Origin of the sequence: Bacillus sp. FSL R5-0560 (genome assembly GCF_037966305.1) — a bacterium.
Taxonomy (GTDB): Bacteria; Bacillota; Bacilli; order Bacillales; family Bacillaceae; genus Bacillus; species Bacillus mojavensis.
The window spans coordinates 214954-230999 of sequence record NZ_CP150195.1 but is presented as its reverse complement, the minus strand read 5'-3'; the positions used below and the strand labels follow the sequence as shown (position 1 = coordinate 230999).

Sequence of the window (16046 nt, the reverse complement as noted above, 5' to 3'; positions counted from 1 at the left end):
AAACAGCAAAGGGGATGATTTGATGTTTCACCTATTTAAACCGGCTCCTCACATTGAGAGACTGGATGATTCAAAGACGGATGCGGCTTATAAACGTCTAAGGCTGCAAGTATTCATAGGTATTTTTATCGGCTACGCAGGTTATTACCTGCTGCGGAAAAACTTTGCTTTTGCCATTCCTTATCTGCAGGAACAAGGTTTTTCAAAAACCGAGCTTGGATTGGTGCTGGCCGCCGTATCCATTGCGTACGGCTTTAGTAAATTTATTATGGGCATGGTGTCCGACCGTTGCAACCCGAGGTATTTTCTCGCGACAGGCTTATTTTTATCTGCAATTGTTAATATTCTTTTTGTTTCTATGCCCTGGGTAACTTCGAGCGTCACCATCATGTTCATTTTTATGTTTATCAATGGATGGTTCCAAGGAATGGGCTGGCCTCCATGCGGCAGAACGATGGCCCATTGGTTTTCTATTAGTGAACGCGGCACGAAGATGTCGATTTGGAATGTCGCTCACAACATTGGCGGCGGGATTCTGGCTCCGCTTGTCACTCTTGGGATTGCTATGTTTGTCACTTGGAAAAGTGTATTTTTCTTCCCTGCCATTATTGCGATTCTGATTTCATTTTTAATTGTCCTTTTGGTGCGGGATACCCCTCAATCTTGCGGGCTTCCGCCAATTGAAGAGTACCGGAACGACTATCCAAAACACGCTTTCAAAGATCAAGAAAAAGAATTAACGACAAAAGAAATCCTTTTTCAATATGTACTTAATAATAAGTTTCTTTGGTACATCGCATTTGCAAACGTATTTGTTTACTTTGTGCGGTATGGCGTTGTGGACTGGGCGCCTACTTACTTAACAGAAGCCAAAGGGTTCTCCCCTGAAGACTCCCGGTGGTCGTATTTCCTTTACGAATACGCCGGCATACCGGGAACGATCCTGTGCGGCTGGATCAGCGATCGCTTCTTTAAGAGCCGCCGCGCACCGGCAGGCGTTCTGTTTATGGCAGGTGTTTTCATTGCCGTATTGGTGTACTGGCTGAATCCGGCCGGCCATCCGCTGGTAGACAACATCGCTCTGATCAGCATCGGCTTCTTAATCTATGGACCTGTGATGCTCATCGGTCTGCAAGCCATTGATCTTGCTCCGAAAAAAGCAGCCGGAACTGCAGCTGGTTTGACCGGGTTTTTCGGATACATCGGCGGGTCTGCTTTCGCAAACGCGATTATGGGATTTGTCGTTGACCGATTTGATTGGAACGGCGGCTTCATCATGCTGATCTCATCTTGTATACTGGCCATCGTGTTCTTGGCTTTGACATGGAATACGGGAAAACGGGCGGAGCATGTTTAAGAAAAGATTATAAAAGATTAATATTTTTCCAACATGCCATTTACATCCGTTTTCTAACATAAAAGCTGTTACTGCTTGTTCATAAGGAGGAAGAAAAGATGAGAAAAAATAGATTACTAGCTTTGGTTCTGCTATCTTTTGGTTTGCTGTCGTTTATGGTTACACCAGTTTCAGCATCTTCAAAAGGAAACCTGCTGTCTCCTGACCGGATCCTGACAGTCGCGCACAGAGGGGCTTCCGGATATGTGCCTGAGCACACGATCCTATCTTACGAAACCGCTCAGAAAATGAAAGCCGATTATATTGAGTTGGATTTACAGATGACAAAAGACGGGCAACTCATTGTTATGCACGATGAAAAACTGGACCGCACCACAAACGGCACGGGCTGGGTGAAGGATCATACGCTCGCGGAGATTAAGAAACTTGATGCCGGCTCTTGGTTTAATGAAGCTTATCCGGCAAAAGCAAAGCCGCAGTACGCCGGTCTTAAAGTTCCTACATTAGAAGAGGTATTAAATCGTTTTGGCAAACATGCTAACTATTACATCGAAACAAAATCGCCTGACACCTATCCAGGCATGGAGGAAAAACTGATCGCTTCCTTACAGAAGCATAAACTGTTAAGCAAGCAGTCAAAGCGCGGCCAAGTCATCATCCAATCGTTCAGCAAAGAAAGCCTGTTAAAAATTCATCAATTACAGCCTAACCTGCCGACTGTTCAATTGTTGGAAGCAAAACAAATGGCTTCCATGACAGATGCTGATCTGGAGGAAATCAAAACCTACGCTGTCGGCGCGGGTCCGGATTATAAAGCATTGAATGCAGAAAATGTCCGCATGATTCGCAGCCACGGTCTGCTTTTGCATCCTTACACAGTCAATACAGAAGCAGATATGCGCCGCCTGCTCAACTGGGGAGTTACCGGCGTGTTTACCAACTATCCGGATGTATTTCATCATGTGAAAAAAGACTACAAAAAAAGCTTTGAATCCTAGGATTCAAAGCTTTTTCTCATCATTTTCCCTCAAGTACAGCCTGCGCAATATTCACCGCATGATCGCCGATACGCTCCAGGTTACTGATCATATCAACAAATACGATACCCGCTTGCCCTGTACACAGTCCTTCATTTAGACGGATAATATGCTTTTTGCGAAGCTTTCGTTCCATCTTGTCAATTTCATCTTCTTTTTCAATGACATGAGCAGCAGTTTGTTCATCATTGTGGTGCAGAGCCTCCATTGATGCCTTCACAGTGGAAATTGTTAAATCCATCATGTCCGTTAAATCCGTCATGGCTGATTCGGTAATAACGACACGGTGTGCCTGCTGATACTCAATCAATTCAATTACATTTTCAAAATGATCGCCGATTCTTTCAATATCTCTGACAGTATCCATCAGCATATGATGCTCCTCAGATTCATGATCTGAGAGGGAGCTCGATGAAAGCTCAATCAAATAATCGGTAATTTTCCGGTCGAGATTGTTGACCGCATCCTCTAACTGATAAGCATTTGCCGCGTATTTTGTCTGTTTTGTCACTAAGAATTGTTTTGTGACTTCCAGCCCCTGAACCGCAAAGTTCCCCATTTGCAGCACTTCTTCCTTCGCTTGTCCGAGAGCAATAGATGGAGACTGCTCAATAAAAATCGGATCAAGATGCGACTTGTATTCCATCATTGAATCCTTGCCCGGAATCAATTTTGTCACAATCAAAGCCAATAGCCCGACAAAAGGTAGCTGTATGATCGTATTTGACGTATTAAAGATTCCGTGAGCAAATGCAATCGTCATTTTAGGATCAAGTCCCATTGAAGCCTGGAGCCATAAGATCAAAGCTGTAAACGGCTTGAGCAAAATCAAGAAAATCGTTGTCCCGATTAGGTTGAACAGTACATGAGTAGCCGCAGCACGTCTCGCTGCAACAGAAGCTCCAAGAGACGCAAGCACCGCGGTGATCGTCGTCCCGATATTGTCCCCGAATAACACTGGCAGCGCGCCGTTAATATCAATCAGACCATCTGCGAATAAACCTTGCAGAATACCGATAGTGGCACTGGAGCTTTGCACGAGAACCGTAAACAAAGTGCCGATGACGACACCGAGAACCGGATTTGAACTCATATTGACTGTTAAATCATGAAAGGCCTCGAGGGAGCGAAGCGGTTTCATGCCGCCGCTCATTAACTCCAATCCATAAAACAAGGCCCCAAACCCAAACACAATCTGACCCACATTTTGCACATTTTTATGCTTAAAGAAAAACAATAAAAATCCGCCGACAGCAATAATCGGCAACGCATAGGCTCCTATATCGATTCCGATAATAAAAGCGGTAACCGTTGTACCAATATTGGCGCCCATAATGACCCCAATCGCCTGCCGCAGTGTCATAAAACCTGCGCTCACAAGTCCAACGGTAATAACCGTCGTTCCAGAGCTGCTTTGTATCAAAACCGTCACAATCAAACCCGCTAACACGCCCATTAGCGGATTGCTTGTAAAACGGTCTAAAATATTTCTTAGTCTATCTCCAACCGATTTCTGAAGTCCGTCTCCCATGAACTTGATCCCAATCAGGAAAATACCGAGGCCTCCCAGAAATTCGAACAGTAATGTTTGTACATCAATACCCAACGCTTTCACCCCTGTTTACGACATCTTTCAGCAAACTCTCTACGATTATGTTTCAAGTTCATATGATTGTAAATGAGTCACCTGTCAAATTTACAATAACTTAACAATGAGCAGAATAGACCTTGATCACATTTACATGGGTGTAATATTTCGCGTTCACCATAACAAGTTGACTATAAAAAACCTTGTGCTCTCAGCACAAGGTTTTTCTCCATTTATTCTTTTCCCGCAGCAGCTTCTGACTGTGCGCTTACCAGCTGGCTATTAATCTCCTTCGCATCTTTCAAATACTCTGTCTTGAATCCGCTCTTCAGCGCCCACACATAGAAACCGAGTGATACAAAGGCAATCAAGGCAATATCCCAGCCATACGTAATGACGTTTTGACCGCCGAATTTGTCACTTCCCAAATAGGAAATCATCATCATGACAAGCAGGTAAAACACCATCCATATGCCAGCTTTAACGTTTTGGCCAAATCCTTTCCATTTCGCCTTAGCCTGATAATAGAAATAAATCGGAAGTCCGATCAAAATAATAAACAGAACCTGCCCTGTTAACGGCCAGCGCGCCCAATACAGCACAAGCGACGCAAAGATAAATCCAAGCGGCGCAATTACGCTTAAGCCTTTTAAACGAAGAGGCCTGTACAAATCCTTCCCTGTCCGTCTCAATGTCATCACTGTAACCGGGCCTGTAATATAAGAAATTAACGTGGCTACAGAAATAATTTCCGCTAAAACACCCCACCCTCTGAACAAGAACAAAAAGATAAACGAAACAATCAAGTTAAAAAACATCGCTTGGCGCGGAACGCCGTAAATCGGATGAAGCTTGCCAAACACGCTCGGCATGTATTTGTTCTTCTCCATTCCGTAAATCATGCGGGAAGTCGTCGCCGTATACGTAATACCAGTTCCGGAAGGTGACACAAAAGCATCCGCATATAATACGATGACAAGCCAGTTAATATTTAATGCAATCGCCAAATCAGCAAAAGGAGAATTAAAATTAAGATGGCTCCAGCCGTGAGCGATATCAGACGGATTCACCGCTCCGATGAAAGCGATCTGCAACAGCACATAAATGACTGTCGCAACTAACAGAGAACCGACAACTGCAATTGGAATCGATTTCCCGGGATTTTTGGCTTCTCCCGCCATATTGATCGGGCTTTGAAATCCGTTAAACGCAAACACGATACCGGAAGTCGCAACCGCAGTCAGAACACTTGCCCAGCCATTCGGTGCAATGCTCTGGCCCGCTGTAAAGTTTTCTCCATGAAAACCGACAAACAGCAAAGCGCCAATTGTCAGGCCTGGAATAATGATTTTAAAAATTGTAATTAATGAATTCGCTTTCGAAAACAAATTGACTGTCCAGTAGTTCAGCAGAAAATAAATCAGAAGCAAAACAGAAGCAAACACCAATCCTTCTCCTGTCAGCGTTCCGTTTTTCACCAAACCGCTTGTCCATTTCGCCCATTCCCATGGCCATGAACTCATATATTGAACGGAGGCCACAGCTTCAACAGGAATAACGGATACAATCGCAATCCAGTTGGCCCAGCCTGCAATAAATCCGATAAACGAACCGTGTGAATATTGCGTATATTTTACCATTCCCCCTGCCTCAGGGAACATAGAACCTAATTCACTATAAGAAAGAGCAATAAATAAAATAACGATCATGCCGATAACCCATGAAATAATGGCAGCCGGCCCCGCAATTTGGGCAGCGCGCCACGCCCCAAATAACCAGCCTGACCCGATCATCGACCCGAGCCCGACCATCATAAGGGCAAACGTCCCCATTCTTCGATGTAACTGATTCATATCGTAAACACCTTTCATGTATGATGACATTCTGTTGCTAAGTTATATTATTATTCTGATTACTTCACTTTGTCAATATTTATCGAATTTTAACTAAAATAATATAAAATCAATGTATAGTGCCTTCCAATATAGGAATGAAGTAACTAGCTTCACCTAAAATAAAATGTACTGTTGATAACATACACAGAGGTTTAGCCTTAAGCAAAACGGGAATGATACAGGAAACATTACTTTTAAAATAGAAAGGAGTTATTACCATGAAACAAAAGCTGTTATTTTCCGGTCTCGCTGTTTCAACTGTCGGCATCACTTCTTATCTATTAAAAGACCCGTCAAACCGCCAAAAGGCAAGAGAATTCATTCACAGCATGAAAATGAAGTTAACAAAACAACCAGACATGGAAACGTTCCCAGTCGATAAGGCCGGTCACCCGCACCCGCATGACATTGAGGACAACAAAATGGTATCCGAAGGCTCCATGTACCCTGTTCAATACTACGATGAAAAAAAGAAGTAATCAAAAAAGCTCTCTTCCAAAAGGAAGAGAGCTTTTATATTTACCTTTTCCGTCTAATGCCGCTCATCACAAATCCGCTTTCAGGCAATGACGGCATTCTGGCAAGACTGTAATGCAGCGATTGTTTTGGCACGTCATATTCAACCTGATTCACGAGAAAATCCAGGCTCGCTTTCATCACTTCAATGGTAATCCCTTCCCCCGGACAGCGATGGCCCTTCTCCGCGTTGCCCCCGCCTTGAGGGATGAAATCAAACGGATTTTCCTCCCGCTCTTTAAAACGCTCAGGCCGGAATTCATCAGGATTGTCCCACATACGGGGATCATGATTCGTTCCATACACATCAAGCAGCACTGATGCCCCCTTCTTAAACTCACAGTCATTCCATGTAAAATCCTTTTTGACAACGGCTCCTAAAAACGGCCCAAAGGGATAAAATCTGCGCACCTCTTGCACAAACATTTCTCTTTCCTGACTGCCTCCAGAACGAAGCCATTCCTTATACTTCGGGTGTTCATGCAGCGCCAACGCTGAAAACGAGATAAAGTAAGCAATCGCTATAATCGGACGCAGCACATTAATGAGCTCGATGGCTGCCATGCGGGCATCAAGCCGGCTCCCATTCTCTTGCGTATAAAAAGCCATTTCATGCAGCGCTGATCCATGTTCTGTTTTCAGCCTGCCGCCGCGGACATCTTCTATCAATTTTTCAATCCACTCTTCCGTCCAAGGTCTTGCCCTTCTTCCCTTCCAATGCCGCGGCCCCACTGCACCAAACGCGTCTACCATATCAATGAAATCGTCCGCTCTCTCTTTCACTTCCGTTTCCTTCAGCGGAACACCCGCCCAATAGCAGGCCACCCGGCATAGGATTTCTTTTGCTTCATCAAACAACACCACCTGATCCGCCATTTCCCACCTTGTTACAGCCGCTTCCCACTGCTCTGTCATCAGATCAGCCAGCCGTTTTTGATGCGGAGGTGTCATCAATGACAGAAAAAGCAGCTTTCGATGGATATGAGTGTCGCCATCCATTGTCTGGATCGCATTGACGCCAAACAGCGATTTCTGCACTCGTTTCGGGAGAGCACCCTGCCGCTGAAACCGTTCAGTATCATAAAATACCTTCGCAGCCTCCGCCCCGCTCATACAAATAAATGTTTTTCCAAGCAAGCGTGCCTGAAACAAATCCGAATGGTAATGTTCTTTTCTATTCTTGATAAACAAATATCCTTCCCGCATCAAAGCCACACTGTTATCGAGGCTTTTGTCATGTGGAATCTGCTCATTCATCCCGCAACCCTGCCTTCCTTTTTTACTTCTGTTTTCACTTTATCTCACGAAGATAAACCCAATGACAGTATTTGCTTCCAAGCAATTTTTCATTACTTTTAAAGGTAGAAACACAGAAATGGAGAAAAGATAGATGATCAAAACAAAGGGGAGATCAAAATGAAGAAATGGATATATGCTTTTCTTGTGCTGGTCATTGCCGGTTCAGGAGGTTTGTCCCTCCATGCAAAAGCGCCCGCCAATGAAACAAAAAAGCACCTGAATGTCAGCCGAATGAATGTGGATAAAGAGTTCAAGGATACTGACGGAACCTTCATCCTTCATGATTTAGAAAAGGATCAGACATTTGTCTACAACAAAAAACGGGCCAACAAAAGACAAACTCCGCAATCTACCTTTAAAGTGACCAACGCCTTAATCGGCTTGCAAGTGAAAGCTGTCCGGGATGAATATGATGTCAAACGCTGGGATGGCGTCAAACGCGAATTCGAATCATGGAACCGCGACCATACGCTTGGCTCAGCCATGCGGGAATCTGCCATCTGGTATTACCAGGCATTAGCGAGGGACATCGGCGAGGAAAGAATGAAAACCTGGCTTCATACCCTGTCATACGGAAACGAAGATATCAGCGGCGGAATCGACCAGTTTTGGCTGCAAAGCTCTCTGACAATTTCTCCGTTGGAACAAGAAGCCTTTATGGAGAAGCTTTACAAAGAGAAGCTCCCGTTTGACAAAACAGTCATGAAAACCGTCAAACGCATGATGATTCAAGAAGAAGGAGATCATTATACGCTTTACGGCAAAACCGGAACTCGCCTGACAGACATGGGATTAGGGTGGTTTGTCGGATTCATCAAAACAGAGCACGGCTCCTATACGTTTGTCACCAATGTTGATGACTCCGGTACAACAGCCAAAAACATCACAATTGATCTTCTAAAAAAATATGGCCTGATCACTTCATAAATGAATGAGCCCTGCAAACGCACAGGGCTCTTAAATGTCATGCTCAAAGCAATAATGATTCACAAGCTCTTCAATTAAATCATGATCCGGGTAGTCACCGTTAAACTCGAATTCAATTTCTTCAACAAATTCTCCATGACGATACACGTGGATCGCCCCATTTTGCCGGACGACACTAAACTCCGGCTGAAACGTATATCCGCTTCGTTCAATCGCACCCAATTTCATTCCCGCCTTTCTCAAAGCAGTAATTCATACACCTCATTTAATTCCTTGGCCCGTTTTTGATCCTGTTCGTCTTGGGCATACTTAATCTCCTTTTCCAGCACCTGATTCAAATATGACATCTCATCGTCATCCAAATCCTTTACAAACTCCTCTTCATTGGCATACCGCTTCGCCAGCATCTTCTTGCAAATCCGCAGACAGACTTCATTTTCAAGATGATTTGAAAGTGACTCCCGCAAATAACCGAGTGTAACATCCATGATATAAGCACCTTTCCTTTGCGTTCTTTATCCTATAGGTTGCTGAAATGAGAAAAATCCATACGCAAAAAATGAAAAAAGAGACATCAGTCAATGTCTCTTTTTCCTGTATTATTCAGCTGCTTGATTTCTTTTTGTAACGTCCGCCTGCACGCGCTTGCCAATTCCAAAAGCATAATAACTGATGACCACTAGAGCTAAGAAAATAACCCCTACAATTAAAGATATCCGAGTATCATTATTAAACCACATGCCGACAAGAACCATCAGCAAGAAAGCAATCGTCAAATAATTTGTGAAAGGTGCAAACGGCATTTTGAACGGATGTTTGTCTAACGCAGCGCCCTTCGCTTTTCTGAACCCGAGGTGGCTGATCAAAATGATAAACCAAGGGATCATCCCCGGCAGCACGCTTGCGCTGTATACATATACGAAGATCTTCGGCGGCGCAACATAGTTCAGCACAACGCCGACAGCTAATCCGATCAGCACTGCGATTGTGCCATACAGCGGCACACCATTTCGAGAAATCTTCGCAAAGAATTTCGGTGCCTGTCCATTGACACCTAATGTATAAAGCATACGTCCCGCGCTGAAAATCCCGCTGTTGCAGCCTGACATCGCCGCCGTGATAACGACAAAGTTAATAATGCCGGCCGCTGCCGTAATTCCAACTTTAGAAAACGTAGACACAAACGGGCTTCCAAGTGCATTCAGCTCATCCCAAGGATATACCGTCACGATCACAAAAATAGCACCAATATAGAAAATCAAAATGCGCCAGATAATGCTTTGAATCGCGTTGCGCAGCGTGTTTTGCGGGTCCTTTGCTTCTCCGGCAGTAATCCCGATCAGCTCAACCCCTTGATAAGCCGCTATAACCAGAGACAGTGCAAAGAAAAATCCTGAGAAACCGCCCGCAAAGAAGCCGCCGTGAGACCATAGGTTAGACAAACCGATAGCATCTCCGCCATTGCCAAAGCCGAAGAAAATAATTCCTAATCCCGCAATAATCATTAAGATAATCGTCACAATTTTAATCATCGCAAACCAAAATTCAAACTCACCAAACGACTTAACAGAAATTAAGTTCGCCGCACCAAGAATTGCCATAGCTACGATACCAGGTATCCAAGCAGGCAAATCCGGGAACCAATATTTCATATAAGAACCGACTGCGATAATTTCTGACATGCCGACGATCACCCACTGGAACCAGTTGCTCCACGCCGTCATATAACCAGCAAGGGGATGAATGTATTGATGGCCAAATGTTGCAAAAGAACCGGTACTTGGTTCCACATACAGCATTTCACCCATTGCACGCATGATAAAAAAGATAAAAATTCCGCAAATCGCATAAGCCAGAAGGACAGACGGGCCAGTCCATGAAATCGTGCTGGCAGAACCCATAAATAAACCAACACCGATCGTACCGCCCAAGGCAATCATCTGAATATGACGGGCGCTCAAGCCCCTCTTCAATTCTTTATTTTCCACTCCGCTTCCTCCTCTTAAAAACGAATACAGCTCAACCGAAATAGCATAAAGGCCGATCAGCCTTCAAAACGTTCTTCATTTCGTATGAAGCTACAAATATCAGAAAATTCAATCATAAAATTGTTAGATAATCTCCAAAATTACTTATTTCATCATAATAAATTTCTCTGGAAAATACAATTGTTTTTTTCGGGTAAACACTTTCATTCACTGGGTTTGATCTATCACTTCAATTAAAATCTTTTATATGAATATAATGAAATCAGAACAATATTAAAAACGATATATGATACAGCTGCTTTCATGAGATGGGCATAAAAAAATAAGCTGTTCACGATGAACAGCTTACCTAATAATTTACGCCAGTTTGGCGTTTTAATGTTTCAAGCCACTCCGTATCACCTGTCCCATAGCCCTTGCTTTGCCCCAGATCTCTCAAAGACCCATTGCTGTAGCCAATTGACAGTATGAAATCAGGGATGGTATCATATCCGATTTCCGCCATTTTACTGAGCTGTGAACCATAGTGAGATATAGCATAGGAAGCAGTTTGTTTTTGCACAGGATCAGTCTCAAGTTTTTCTTTATTTATCAATACGATGTCACAAAGCAGTTTTAATCTACTGAGCTGGCAGGTTCCATGATCCGGCTCTTTTTTTATGCTAAGCTTCCATTAGAATAGACTTAGCCCAAGATGCAATTGTTTTGATAAACTATAATCAGTACAACTAAGGGAAGTGCAGCGCGAATGGCATTAAAACAGTTAAAAAAGCTATTATTTGACCGCCCTCTGAAGGACGGCGTCATACTGAACAACCAATACAAAATCGAAGAATGCCTCGGCATGGGCGGCTACGGCTTGGTTTATGTGTGCACCGATGTCCTTACGCAAACACCGTACGTTTTAAAACAGCTCCGTCCGACAAAAGCCAAAAAACAAAAGGAAAGAGTCCGATTTCAGCAGGAAATTGGTCTGCTCAAACGCATCAGCCACCCGCAAATCCCGGCCTATATAGAAGACTTCATCATAGACGGACAAGCCTACTATGTCATGCAGATGATCGAGGGCGATAATATAGAGGAATTGTTATTTTTTCAAAAACAGCCGTTTACAGAGCTGATGGCATTACAGCTGATGTCTCAGCTGCTGGACATTGTAGAATACCTGCATGAACGTCTTATTTTTCACAGTGACATCAGAACGCCAAACATTATGATGAATCACGGTAACGTATGTCTCATCGATTTCGGCCTTGCTAAACAGTTATCTCGTGAAGAAGATGAGGAATTAAAGCTCAGAAAACGGGATGACTTCTTCGACCTCGGTGAAACCCTGTTGTTCCTGCTGTACTCTCAATATAAAGGGAAAAAGAAGAAAAACGCCACTTGGCTGGAGGAATTAACGCTGACAAAAGAAGTAACTCTGCTGCTGAAAAAATTATTGGGCATTGAGGAAGAATATCAGCACACCGCTTCTATTCGCGAAGACCTGAACCGCGCGATTCAATCAGTGACATAAAAAAACCCTTGTCCCAATGCGGAACAAGAACTTTTTTGAATTAACTGCTGCTGTAGCTACGGCGTTTGTAGCGGTGACTGCCGCCATAACGATCGTAATGTCTTCTTCTGCCAGAGCTGCTGCTGTAGCTGCGGTAATGGCGGCGCCGGCTGCTGCTGTAGTGCCGGTGTCTGCGATGGCGATCACTCGAGCTGCTTGAGAGGTACTTGATTGTTTTGATGATTTTTTTAAACATATGCTGTTCACCCCTTATCTGCTTCCTATTATATATAATTCTCTGGAAGAAAGAAAAACATAGCAGGATCACTTTTTCGAAAACAAAAACGCAGTTCCATTTTCATTCGTCTGCAGTACATAGGTAATACGAAGCAGCCGGCATACATCCTCAATAATCTTCAGCCCAAGCCCGTCACTGTCTTGTTCTCTGTCAAATCCAATGCCATCATCGCGAATCGAAACAGCGCCGTTTTCTATCTTGACTTCCAGCTTTTCAGCTTTCGAATGCTTTAGCGTATTTTGAAAAATGTTATCGAACAGTCTTTGCATCCATAAACCGTTGCTTATCCATATCACATCTTGATCTGTTGGCTTATAGTGCAATTCAATCCCATTCAAACTGTATAAATAATCCCACTTTTTCACCGCTGTTTCTAATAGATCGTTTATTCGTACTTCTTCATTTATAATATATGAGCTCTCTAACGTTTCAGTGGAAAATAGATTCAAATCATTCGTTAATTCCGCAATATATTCAATTTGCTGGTACAAAGATTCAAATGCAGTTTGATCCTGGCACTGGCTCTCCAAATAAAATAACTGCAGCCTGAGAGCTGTTAAAGGTGTATTAATATCATGCCTTAGTTTTTGCATCAGCTCCTTTTTCATGTCCTCTCGCTGTCTTAGTTCCAGTTCCCGGTACGTTGTCCGTTCAATTAACAAGTTGACCGATTTGATCAATTCGCCAATTTCATCATCGTTTTTAACTTCCAGTTTATTGGGGATCTTTTTATCGCTCGCTAAATGCCGAATGGTTTGATTCAATAGATTGATTTTGCGCAGCAGAGAATGAATTGATTTTGAAAATAAAAAAGCTAACAAAAAAAGTGATAATAAAAATGCGGCCAGCATTGCCGGATATGCAAAAGACCTGTGAAAAGGCATGCCATGATTGATCGGTTTAAACATGCTGTCATAAATCACCGACATCAAAATGCTAACCGCCAGCAACAGTACCGGAACACTAATGACGGCCGTACATAATAATAACTGATATTTTGTCTTTAGCTTCATTTCTTCACAACGGTATTCAGCCGATACCCTTCTCCATAGATATTTTCAATGATCTCACCCGCTACATCATTAATTTTCGCTCTGATTTTTTTAATGTGCACATTCACAATATTCGGGTTTCTGTCTTCAAGTTGCCATAGATAATTAAAGAAATGTTCCTTCGTTAAGATACTGTTTTTGTTTTCGTACAGATAGAAGAATATTTTCCGCTCAATCGCGGTAAACAGCACTTCATGATGCAAATCTCCATTGAATACCTTTTTGGTGTCTGCATCAATATGCAAATGTTTAATTCTCGTAAAGGTGCCATAATGATGCTCAAGCATATTCTTCATTCTCAGCAGCAGCTCTCTCGGATCAAAAGGCTTTACCATATAATCCTCGCCGATTTTTAATCCTTGAAGCTTGCTGTCCATATCATTGCGGGCGGACAGAAAAATGATAGGAATATTTAACCCTACATCTTTTATTTTTTTAGACATTTGATACCCGTCCTCACCCGGCAGCATGATATCCATAATGACCAAATCAGCCTTCTGAATGACTGAAAGCACATCCGCTCCGTCCGTTTTCCAGCTGACATCGTATCCCTCACGCTGCAAAATCTTCTGCAGCAGATCACCAATCATGACATCGTCTTCCACGATTAAAATATGATAACCCTTCATCTTAGCGAACCTTTCATTTCAGTTTTTGTTTGAGAAACTTCATAGAAAGCTGATAGATCTGATCAGGCTGGTATAAATATATGCTGTGTGTGCCCCTTAACTCTCTCACTTCTGATACTTCTAATTGGTCTGCAAGTTCTTTATAATCTTTACGTTGCTGTTTTGTATATTTTGAGTCTTTATATTGATCAGCAATGGCATCTAAAAATAAAATTGGTGTTTCTTTTGGTACCGGCAGATTCACAGATTTCCTGCCGTTTTGGTAAGACTGTAACAGCTCATGCGCCATATCAGCATTGAAAAATTGCTTAAATGAAATGGCTTTATAGATTTCTTTTTCATGATCAGTTAAAAACGACTGCCGAATCACCTCCGGATTATAGGCAGCAGACGGCATAAACCGATGAAAACCAATCGCCGTTAACAGATGGAACCCCCTTACTTTCAGTCTGTCAATCCCGCTCAATTTATACGTGACATACTGCTGAGGCAATCCTATGTCCATCGCAATAATGCCCTTAATTTCCTTAGGATATTTCTGCGCCCAATATATCGCTTCAATTCCTGATATGGAATGAGGCATTAAAATATAAGGAGGCTTATTCCCGCTTTGCAGTAGCGCTTTTCTCGTCTGTTCCAATATTGTATCAATATCTCTGTCATCATCATACACATCGCTGTAACCATAGCCCGCACGATCCACTACAGCAATCTTGTTTTCTTTTGAAAACTTGCTGTACAACCCCTTCATCTCATAAGCAGGCGCAGCAACCCCCGAACCGGACATAAACACAAACGTATCCTTCCCGCTTCCCTCTTGATATACATTTATCTTTTTACCATCAACATTGACTAATATGCCTTTTTCTTTAAGGAGTGCTGCTTCCTTATTTAGTTGGTAATGGTGGTAGATAAAGACCGAGACGGCTGCAAGCACAATCAAAGCACCCAGAATGCCAAAAAATACTTTTACGACTTTCCATAACGTTTTCATATGATGCTCCTTTCACGTGATACTGAAAGGATACGGTATAAAAATAAATTTCTGATTAACTTTGGAAAATTTTATTTTCACATTTGACTTTGCCCTTACGGAAAGGTGTACATTTGGAGCATGGAGGTGATCGCTTGCTATCGATCGGTGAATTTTCGAAGATATGCAAAGTATCAACAAAAACATTGCGATACTATGATGAAATTGGATTAATCTACCCCGAAGACATTAACCCTGAAAATGGATATCGATATTATTCGATCAGACAGCTGAAAAAAATGCTCTTGATTAACCGTTTAAAGTCCTATCAATTTTCTCTGGAAGAAATCAAAAACATTCTCGATTTGGAAGAGGATCTTGCTGAAGAAAAGCTTGGTTCTGCCCTTCATCGAAAAAGAAAAGAAGTACAGGAAAAGATCAATGCTTATGAATATACCCTTACACAATTGAACCTCGATATTCGGCGTGCAGAGAAAGGCAAACCAATGATGTCATGGCTTGACGATATAGAAGTAGTGCTTGCCGAAACCCAGCCAATAACCATCCTGTATGTACGCAAAATGATGAGCAGTCATGACTATGCCCTAGGATACGAAAAGTATTTTAGCAGGCTATATGAAAAAATTGCTGTTGATAAACTTACCTTGCTTGGCACGCCCATGACAATTTATCACAGCCCTGAGTACAACCCCGCCGGCAATGATACAGAATTTGCGATTCCAATAGAGGAGTCTGTTAAGGGTACGCGGAATTTGCCCGGAGGCCTTTGCGCAAAGTCTGTTTTAAAAGGCCCATATGCAGAATTAACCTCGGTATACGCTAAGCTGAGGGAATGGGTCGAAGATAAAGGCTATGAATTAACGCAATCACCCTATGAAGTGTATGTAACTGATCATCTTCATGCCGCCATTCCAGAGGATATTGTGACCGAAGTGTATTTTCCAATAAAGAAAAAAGAGAGGTAACTG

General features: G+C 42.7%; 16 protein-coding genes and 1 pseudogene. 6 read left to right on the top strand and 11 right to left on the bottom strand.

Annotation, left to right across the window (positions count from 1 at the left end):
• Positions 1 to 22 precede the first annotated feature (22 nt).
• Entirely contained in the window at positions 23 to 1357 is a 1335-nt protein-coding gene (gene glpT / locus NST56_RS01295) for a glycerol-3-phosphate transporter (RefSeq protein WP_339179421.1), read from the top strand.
• Between the two features lie 98 nt (positions 1358 to 1455).
• Positions 1456 to 2355, top strand: a complete 900-nt coding sequence (locus NST56_RS01290) for a glycerophosphodiester phosphodiesterase (protein WP_339179419.1) — start codon at positions 1456 to 1458, stop codon at positions 2353 to 2355.
• Between the two features lie 19 nt (positions 2356 to 2374).
• Here NST56_RS01290 and NST56_RS01285 read toward each other — a convergent pair whose 3' ends face one another.
• The gene (locus tag NST56_RS01285; RefSeq protein ID WP_339179417.1) at positions 2375 to 4000 is read right to left on the bottom strand and encodes a Na/Pi cotransporter family protein; all 1626 of its coding nucleotides are present in this window, start codon (positions 3998 to 4000) and stop codon (positions 2375 to 2377) included.
• Between the two features lie 215 nt (positions 4001 to 4215).
• Positions 4216 to 5835: an APC family permease gene (locus tag NST56_RS01280; RefSeq protein WP_339179415.1), complete on the bottom strand. Its 1620-nt coding sequence runs from the start codon at positions 5833 to 5835 to the stop codon at positions 4216 to 4218.
• Positions 5836 to 6095: 260 nt separating this feature from the next.
• Here NST56_RS01280 and NST56_RS01275 point away from each other — a divergent pair, with 260 nt between their 5' ends.
• Entirely contained in the window at positions 6096 to 6356 is a 261-nt protein-coding gene (locus tag NST56_RS01275) for a hypothetical protein (protein ID WP_010332845.1), read from the top strand.
• A gap of 40 nt (positions 6357 to 6396) precedes the next feature.
• Here the strand turns inward: NST56_RS01275 and NST56_RS01270 are convergent, their stop codons facing one another.
• The gene (locus NST56_RS01270) at positions 6397 to 7650 is read right to left on the bottom strand and encodes a cytochrome P450 (protein ID WP_339179411.1); all 1254 of its coding nucleotides are present in this window, start codon (positions 7648 to 7650) and stop codon (positions 6397 to 6399) included.
• Positions 7651 to 7809: 159 nt separating this feature from the next.
• On the opposite strand from NST56_RS01270, the gene blaOXA reads away from it, so the two are divergent.
• A complete protein-coding gene (gene blaOXA / locus NST56_RS01265) occupies positions 7810 to 8619 on the top strand; it encodes a class D beta-lactamase (RefSeq protein ID WP_339179408.1) in 810 nt (269 codons plus the stop codon).
• 30 nt (positions 8620 to 8649) lie between these two features.
• Here blaOXA and NST56_RS01260 read toward each other — a convergent pair whose 3' ends face one another.
• The 4 genes and pseudogenes from NST56_RS01260 to NST56_RS01245 form a co-directional block, all read right to left on the bottom strand.
• Positions 8650 to 8841, bottom strand: coding sequence for a YbxH family protein (locus NST56_RS01260; protein ID WP_168746818.1), 192 nt, complete (start codon positions 8839 to 8841; stop codon positions 8650 to 8652).
• A gap of 17 nt (positions 8842 to 8858) precedes the next feature.
• A complete protein-coding gene (locus NST56_RS01255; protein WP_010332841.1) occupies positions 8859 to 9107 on the bottom strand; it encodes a sigma-G-dependent sporulation-specific acid-soluble spore protein CsgA in 249 nt (82 codons plus the stop codon).
• Between the two features lie 111 nt (positions 9108 to 9218).
• Entirely contained in the window at positions 9219 to 10607 is a 1389-nt protein-coding gene (locus NST56_RS01250) for an amino acid permease (protein ID WP_010332840.1), read from the bottom strand.
• Positions 10608 to 10956: 349 nt separating this feature from the next.
• Positions 10957 to 11211 (bottom strand): annotated as a pseudogene (locus tag NST56_RS01245) (DUF4885 family protein); the annotation flags it as partial.
• 144 nt (positions 11212 to 11355) lie between these two features.
• On the opposite strand from NST56_RS01245, the gene NST56_RS01240 reads away from it, so the two are divergent.
• On the top strand, positions 11356 to 12126 hold the full coding sequence (locus NST56_RS01240; protein ID WP_229149559.1) for a protein kinase: 771 nt from the start codon (positions 11356 to 11358) through the stop codon (positions 12124 to 12126).
• Here the strand turns inward: NST56_RS01240 and NST56_RS01235 are convergent.
• From NST56_RS01235 to NST56_RS01220, 4 genes are read right to left on the bottom strand one after another with little or no spacing between them, the layout of a single operon-like run.
• Positions 12115 to 12372 (bottom strand): hypothetical protein, encoded by a 258-nt coding sequence (locus NST56_RS01235; protein WP_010332836.1) that lies wholly within the window; start codon positions 12370 to 12372, stop codon positions 12115 to 12117. The genes NST56_RS01240 and NST56_RS01235 overlap by 12 nt on opposite strands.
• Positions 12373 to 12429: 57 nt before the next feature.
• The gene (locus NST56_RS01230) at positions 12430 to 13416 is read right to left on the bottom strand and encodes a HAMP domain-containing sensor histidine kinase (RefSeq protein ID WP_339179402.1); all 987 of its coding nucleotides are present in this window, start codon (positions 13414 to 13416) and stop codon (positions 12430 to 12432) included.
• On the bottom strand, positions 13413 to 14084 hold the full coding sequence (locus tag NST56_RS01225) for a response regulator transcription factor (RefSeq protein WP_010332834.1): 672 nt from the start codon (positions 14082 to 14084) through the stop codon (positions 13413 to 13415). The genes NST56_RS01230 and NST56_RS01225 overlap by 4 nt, the downstream gene beginning before the upstream one ends.
• Before the next feature lie 13 nt (positions 14085 to 14097).
• Positions 14098 to 15078 carry an alpha/beta hydrolase gene (locus tag NST56_RS01220; RefSeq protein ID WP_339179398.1) on the bottom strand — a complete coding sequence of 327 codons (981 nt, stop codon included), beginning with the start codon at positions 15076 to 15078 and terminating at the stop codon, positions 14098 to 14100.
• 134 nt (positions 15079 to 15212) lie between these two features.
• Between NST56_RS01220 and NST56_RS01215 the strand changes: the two genes are divergently transcribed.
• The gene (locus NST56_RS01215; RefSeq protein WP_339179395.1) at positions 15213 to 16043 is read left to right on the top strand and encodes a MerR family transcriptional regulator; all 831 of its coding nucleotides are present in this window, start codon (positions 15213 to 15215) and stop codon (positions 16041 to 16043) included.
• The last annotated feature ends 3 nt before the right edge of the window (positions 16044 to 16046 follow it).

Excerpts from the sequence above, each read along its gene's own strand:
- NST56_RS01220 (WP_339179398.1), bottom strand. The coding sequence starts at position 15,078 with ATGAAAACGTTATGGAAAGTCGTAAAAGTATTTTTTGGCATTCTGGGT.
- NST56_RS01225 (WP_010332834.1), bottom strand. The coding sequence starts at position 14,084 with ATGAAGGGTTATCATATTTTAATCGTGGAAGACGATGTCATGATTGGT.
- NST56_RS01255 (WP_010332841.1), bottom strand. The coding sequence starts at position 9,107 with ATGGATGTTACACTCGGTTATTTGCGGGAGTCACTTTCAAATCATCTT.
- NST56_RS01270 (WP_339179411.1), bottom strand. The coding sequence starts at position 7,650 with ATGAATGAGCAGATTCCACATGACAAAAGCCTCGATAACAGTGTGGCT.
- NST56_RS01275 (WP_010332845.1), top strand. The coding sequence starts at position 6,096 with ATGAAACAAAAGCTGTTATTTTCCGGTCTCGCTGTTTCAACTGTCGGC.
- NST56_RS01280 (WP_339179415.1), bottom strand. The coding sequence starts at position 5,835 with ATGAATCAGTTACATCGAAGAATGGGGACGTTTGCCCTTATGATGGTC.
- NST56_RS01230 (WP_339179402.1), bottom strand. The coding sequence starts at position 13,416 with ATGAAGCTAAAGACAAAATATCAGTTATTATTATGTACGGCCGTCATT.
- blaOXA (WP_339179408.1), top strand. The coding sequence starts at position 7,810 with ATGAAGAAATGGATATATGCTTTTCTTGTGCTGGTCATTGCCGGTTCA.
- NST56_RS01240 (WP_229149559.1), top strand. The coding sequence starts at position 11,356 with ATGGCATTAAAACAGTTAAAAAAGCTATTATTTGACCGCCCTCTGAAG.
- glpT (WP_339179421.1), top strand. The coding sequence starts at position 23 with ATGTTTCACCTATTTAAACCGGCTCCTCACATTGAGAGACTGGATGAT.
- NST56_RS01290 (WP_339179419.1), top strand. The coding sequence starts at position 1,456 with ATGAGAAAAAATAGATTACTAGCTTTGGTTCTGCTATCTTTTGGTTTG.